Origin of the sequence: Vibrio sp. 10N.222.55.C6, from assembly GCF_041473395.1 — a bacterium.
Lineage (GTDB): Bacteria > Pseudomonadota > Gammaproteobacteria > Enterobacterales > Vibrionaceae > Vibrio > Vibrio crassostreae_C.
This window is the reverse complement of record NZ_JBFRSD010000801.1, coordinates 1-426: the sequence shown is the minus strand read 5'-3', so window position 1 is coordinate 426 and position 426 is coordinate 1. Positions and strand designations below refer to the sequence as shown.

Below are 426 nucleotides of genomic sequence, written 5' to 3'. Positions count from 1 at the left end.
ATGCTAACACCAGCGAAGATCACTGTTCACTATCAACCGGTAGGCGTTGTAGGCATTATCGTTCCTTGGAACTTTCCTATAATGCTCTCTTTAGGTCCTCTCATCACTGCGTTAGCGGCGGGCAACACTGCAATGCTCAAGATGTCCGAGTTTACTCCTGCGACCAACCGAGTTTTGAAAACCATGCTGGCCGAAGGCTTTAGTGAAGATCAAGTCGCGATTATCGAAGGCGAAGCGGATGTTTCCGCTAAATTTAGCCAACTGCCGTTTGACCATATCCTTTTCACAGGCTCGACCTCTGTGGGTAAGCACGTCATGAGAGCAGCAGCCGACAACTTAACGCCAGTAACTTTGGAGTTAGGCGGCAAGTCTCCAACGATTATTGCTCCCGACTTTGATGTGGCTGACGCCGTTGAACGCATCCTG

The 426-nt window shown here is 49.8% G+C and carries 1 protein-coding gene; it reads left to right on the top strand.

Annotated elements, in window-relative coordinates:
- Positions 1-426 (top strand): aldehyde dehydrogenase family protein (locus AB4486_RS26260; protein WP_372119695.1); only part of this gene is annotated, 426 nt, incomplete at both ends.